Raw genomic sequence first — 4,807 nt, 5'->3', positions numbered from 1 at the left:
GACTCCGACGATGAGGACACCACGCCTCCCACCGAGACCGAGGAGCCCGGCGAGACCACCGAGCCTGGTGAGACCACCGAGCCCGAGCAGCCCGGTGAGACCACCGATCCCACCGATCCCACCGAGCCTGAGACTCCCGACTTCTCCGACGTGCCCGCCACCCACTGGGCCAGCGAGGCCGTGGACTATGTGGTGAGCGAGGGCCTGTTCAACGGCACCTCCGACACCACCTTCTCCCCCGACGCCTCCATGACCCGGGCTATGTTCTTCACCGTCCTGGCCCGCCTGGATGGCGTGGACACCACCGGCGGAGCTACCTGGTATGAGCAGGCCATGGCCTGGGCAGTAGCCGAGGGCATCACCGACGGCACCAACCCCGAGGCCACCATCACCCGGGAGCAGCTGGCCGTCATGCTCTACCGCTACGCCGGCTCCCCCGCCACTGAGGGCAGCCTGGCCGGCTTTGCCGATGCCTCCTCCGTGTCCGCCTGGGCGCAGGACGCCATGGAGTGGGCGGTGGCCGAGGGCATCCTCACCGGCAAGGACGGCTCGGCTCTGGATCCCCAAGGCACCGCCAGCCGCGCTGAGGTAGCCATGATGCTCATGCGCTTTACTCAGAGCGAAAACAACTAATTTTGTATCCTTCCCTTCCTTTCCTTTTCTTTTCTTTTGGGATGGTCCATGGAGATTATTCCATGGACCATCCCTCCACTATTATTTGAGCAAAATATCATGTTGCAAAAATCAAACGTTGATTCTTCCGAAACGGAGAGGCGGGATCAGGCGAAAGATTCCACCTGTACCGAAGTCAGTCACAAGAGGTGACGGAAAGGATGAAACGACATGAAACAAAAATTCAGTAGGCTTCTGACTTTTTGCCTGGCGTTTATTATGACGTTCCAAATGGGCATGCTGTCTGCCGCGGAAGCGGTGAGTGATGAGCTGCCGCGGTTTACGGAAAATGATCTCGTGTTTTCTGGACAGACTCTGAGCAACGCCTTCCTGGGAGTTGGAAACAACAGCAGTGAAGTGGTAGACGGCAATGTTCGTTTCTTTACCCAGCCCGGCGGAAGCAACAGCCGCCAGTATGTTCATACCCTCGACCAGGGCGTGGAATATGAGGCATATTCTCATCTGGTGGTACGGTTAAAAAATACTGGTATTGGCGGAAATGCCATGCTGCGCATTGGTTCCAGCGCGGGGGATTACTATCAGTTCAACTACTCTGCGGTACAGGGCGAGAGCGAGTATCGTGATATGGTCTTTTCTTTGGATACGCCCTCCAGCCAAGCGGGCACTCCCGGCAGCGAAATCAAGCGCATGGAGTTTTTTATTCCGGCTGCATCTGCAGGCGCGGAGACTTATGTGGAATATATTCGCCTGGTATCCAAAGACGCCCCGATGTATACCGCGTATCTGGTAGATGAAAATGGAGACAAAACCTTTTGCGTGAACGAGGACGGTACCGCCACCATGCATATTGAGGTGGATGACCGTGCCGAGCAGGATGTCGATATTGTAACGGCGGTTTACGACGATAACGGGAAGATGCTTACGGCCAGTTTTGCATCTGACGGAGCGGATGAAAACGGTTATACCACCTATACCACCACGGTAAACGTGCCGGATAATGCCCGGGTCAAGACGATGGTGTGGGATGGAAAGATGAATTCTCTCTATCGAACCCAGGAGTACAGCGGGCAGATCAATACCCTGCGTAGCCGCATCCGGGAAATCCAGACCTATCTGGAGGAAAACGGAGAGAACTATGATGCGTTCCAGGTAAATAAAATGCAGGATTACATTGCCCAGCTGGAGGGACGCATTTTTGACGCTTACCATACCCAAGAAGAACTGTTGCAGGAACTGGCGGAACTGGAAACCGCGTTTGATGAATTTAAGTCCCATGAAAAGGGCGAGCAATACGAATACCTTTTGGCAGACGGTACTGAAGTAGCAGAAATTTATTTGCCGGAGAGCAGCCCTGTGGCGATCCGGGGCGCAGGCGCAGATTTGATCGGTGACTGCCTCAAGGTCACCGGACAGGAAATGGCTGTGACCACCGATGCAGATACCAGCCGTGCGATCATTCTGCCCATTACTGTGGATATGCCGGAATATCAGACGCTCTTTGAGGCCGGCAAGTTGGATGCCTCGGCGATTGAAGGCAAGCAGGATGCCTTTATGATCGTACCGGTGGACCGCGCACTGGTAATCGTGGGAGCCAATAATCGAGGCGTGGAATATGGTATTTATACCATCTCCGAAGAGGCATTTGGCATCGATCCCACTTATTATTGGACAGATCAGCAGCCGGTTGAGAAGAGCCGGGTGACCCTGAACTATACAACAGAGGCTCAGATCCCTGACTTTAAATACCGCGGCTTCTTTATCAACGACGAAAATTACCTCCTTTACTGGCGGGATGGGGATACCGACGGGCAGGCACTTGGGGCTATGACTGCCGAGGATACTATCGCTGCGGTGGAGACCATGCTGCGCCTGCGGGGCAATATGTTTTCTGTTACCTCCTACTCCGGAACCAACCCCTCTCTTACCTGGGAGGCCATGGATTACATGAAGGAGCGGGAGGTGCTGGTGACCGGTTCCCACATGGACATCCTGCTCTCGCAGTATTATCTGGACTATCCTGAGTGGTGCCAGGAAAACTACGGGCAGTATATTACGTTTGATTACCACCAGAATAAGGAGATTATACAGGATTACTGGCGCTATACGGTGGAGCGCTTCCGGGATTATCCCGCGATTTGGCCCATCGGACTGCGCGGTGCCACCGACTCTGACTATGAAGATCCCATCTTCAACGAAATGTCGTTGGAGGAGCAGGTGGAGTTCATCCAGGGAGCTGTGGATGATCAGCTTCAGATCCTTACCGAGGTGCTGGGCACCAGTGATTTCCTTACCAGCTATACCGGGCGGGGCAAGCTGAGCGTCTATGCACGAAACGGTCTGGAGTTGCCGGATAACTGCATTATGGTTTGGCAGGACAACGGCTCCACCAGTATTATGGAAAATGCGCTCTATGAGCTGGATCCCGAACAGTCCAACGGTATCTATTACCACATCGCTTACTGCGACAACCAGTATGTCCAGTGGGTAAATCCTGAGATCATTCGCCAGGAAGTGGTGAAGTCCTACGATGCCACGGCCAATGAATACATCCTTTACAATGTGGGCGACATGCGCGAGATTCCCCTGTCCATGTATGTGGGGATGAAGGTGGCCTGGGATACCCAGCGCTGGAAGTATGATGAGACGATCGAGGACACCTGCACGGAGGACTGGCTGCGCCTGCAATATGGCGAGCAACAGCTGGAGGAGATCAAAGGAATTTACGACGACTACTATGCCCTGGAGCGCGATATGCGCTGCGGACCCATATACGAGGTCTGTCTGAACCTGATGAAGCAGGCGGTCTCCCCGGATAAGGATCGGGAATGGTTTGCTCAGCAGACCTTTGTAGAGGGTGGACGGTTCCAGGTTTCTCCCGAAAAGATGAAGGAGAAAGAGAGCAAATGGGATGCGCTCCTGGCGCGGGCACAGGCCTGCTATGAAAAGATGCCGGAAGGATCCGGTAAGAAGTTTTTCTATAATAATATGATGCTCCACATTCTTACTTCGCAGAATATGAACGACTACGGCCTGCACCTCTATGCAGCCTTCCAGGCGATCGGCGCCTCCGACCAGGAGAAGACCGTGAGCGAACTGGATGCCGCTCTGGCCAGCCTCCAGGCAATCGATGCCGCAAGAATTCCCGCTTCCCAGGGCAAATGGGAGAACTGGTTCCGGGGAGATGACGCCGGTGCTTGGCGGGATCACGGTTGGGGTTTCAGCAGCAAACGGTTTGAGGAGCGTGCCGACACCCTGAAGGCACGGTTTGCTCAGTAAGCTGCCATGCATTCTTTTGTATAGAAAGAGGGGTATTCATGAAACGATTCGCAGTATGTTGCACCGCAGCTGTGCTGTCTATATGGATGCTGCTTGCAGGAACAATGGCCGCAGAGCCGGTGCAGGAGCCCGAGGTGCTGCTGCCTGGACAGGATGGTAGCTATACGGTGGAATATGTTCAGGACGCAATCCACTCAGGCGAAGTCTATACTCTGGCAGTAGTGCAGGGAAAATACGAGCAGGCGGATGGAGTACGTATAACGGCTGAAAATGTTTTGTATCTGAATGAGACGCAGGCGGAGGAGGGCAAAGTTACTTTTGAGGGCTTTGTCCCAAAGGAAATTACAGATAGTACCGTGCTGCTTGGCGGCGGACATTTGAGTCAGAGTCCCATCATTGTGGGTTACATCCAAAATGTCCAGCTCCATACCGTCACCGTAAAGACCCAGGGCGAGGGCGACGCATCCGCCGCGCCCACCGCGGCCGCCGAGGGGGACACTGTGACCCTGACCGCCCAGGCCGCTGAGGGCTGGCACTTTGTGGAGTGGACCAGTGAGGACGTGACGGTGTCCGAGGAAGGTACCTTCCAGATGCCCGCCAAGAACGTCACCGTCACCGCCGTGTTTGAGCAGGACGTGACCGACGTGAAGGTGGCGTCCATCACCGTCAGCGCACCGGCCGACGTCATCACCGAGGCCGGCGGCACCCTGCAGATGAGCGCCGCCGTGCTGCCGGAGGACGCTACGGACAAGAGCGTGACCTGGTCCGTGACCGCCGAGGACGGCAGCGACACCGCGCTGGCCAGCATCGACGGCAGCGGTCTGCTGACCGCCGGCGAGACAGAGGGCGTAGTCAAGGTGGTAGCCACCGCCAACGACGGCTCCGGGGTCACCGGTGA

Annotated in this window: 3 protein-coding genes; all 3 read left to right on the top strand. The window is 55.7% G+C overall.

What is annotated here, in order from left to right; genetic code table 11:
• The coding region (locus WMO45_RS13540; RefSeq protein ID WP_349141417.1) for an S-layer homology domain-containing protein at window positions 1-633 on the top strand (633 nt) is incomplete at its 5' end.
• Window positions 634-843: 210 nt separating this feature from the next.
• Window positions 844-3,909 (top strand): glycosyl hydrolase 115 family protein, encoded by a 3,066-nt coding sequence (locus WMO45_RS13535; RefSeq protein WP_349141416.1) that lies wholly within the window; start codon window positions 844-846, stop codon window positions 3,907-3,909.
• A 38-nt stretch (window positions 3,910-3,947) separates the two neighbouring features.
• A partial coding sequence (locus tag WMO45_RS13530) for an InlB B-repeat-containing protein (protein WP_349141415.1) occupies window positions 3,948-4,807 on the top strand: 860 nt, incomplete at its 3' end.

Origin of the sequence: Flavonifractor hominis, from assembly GCF_040095835.1 — a bacterium.
GTDB lineage: Bacteria > Bacillota > Clostridia > Oscillospirales > Oscillospiraceae > Flavonifractor > Flavonifractor hominis.
This window is presented reverse-complemented; position numbering and strand designations above follow the sequence as displayed.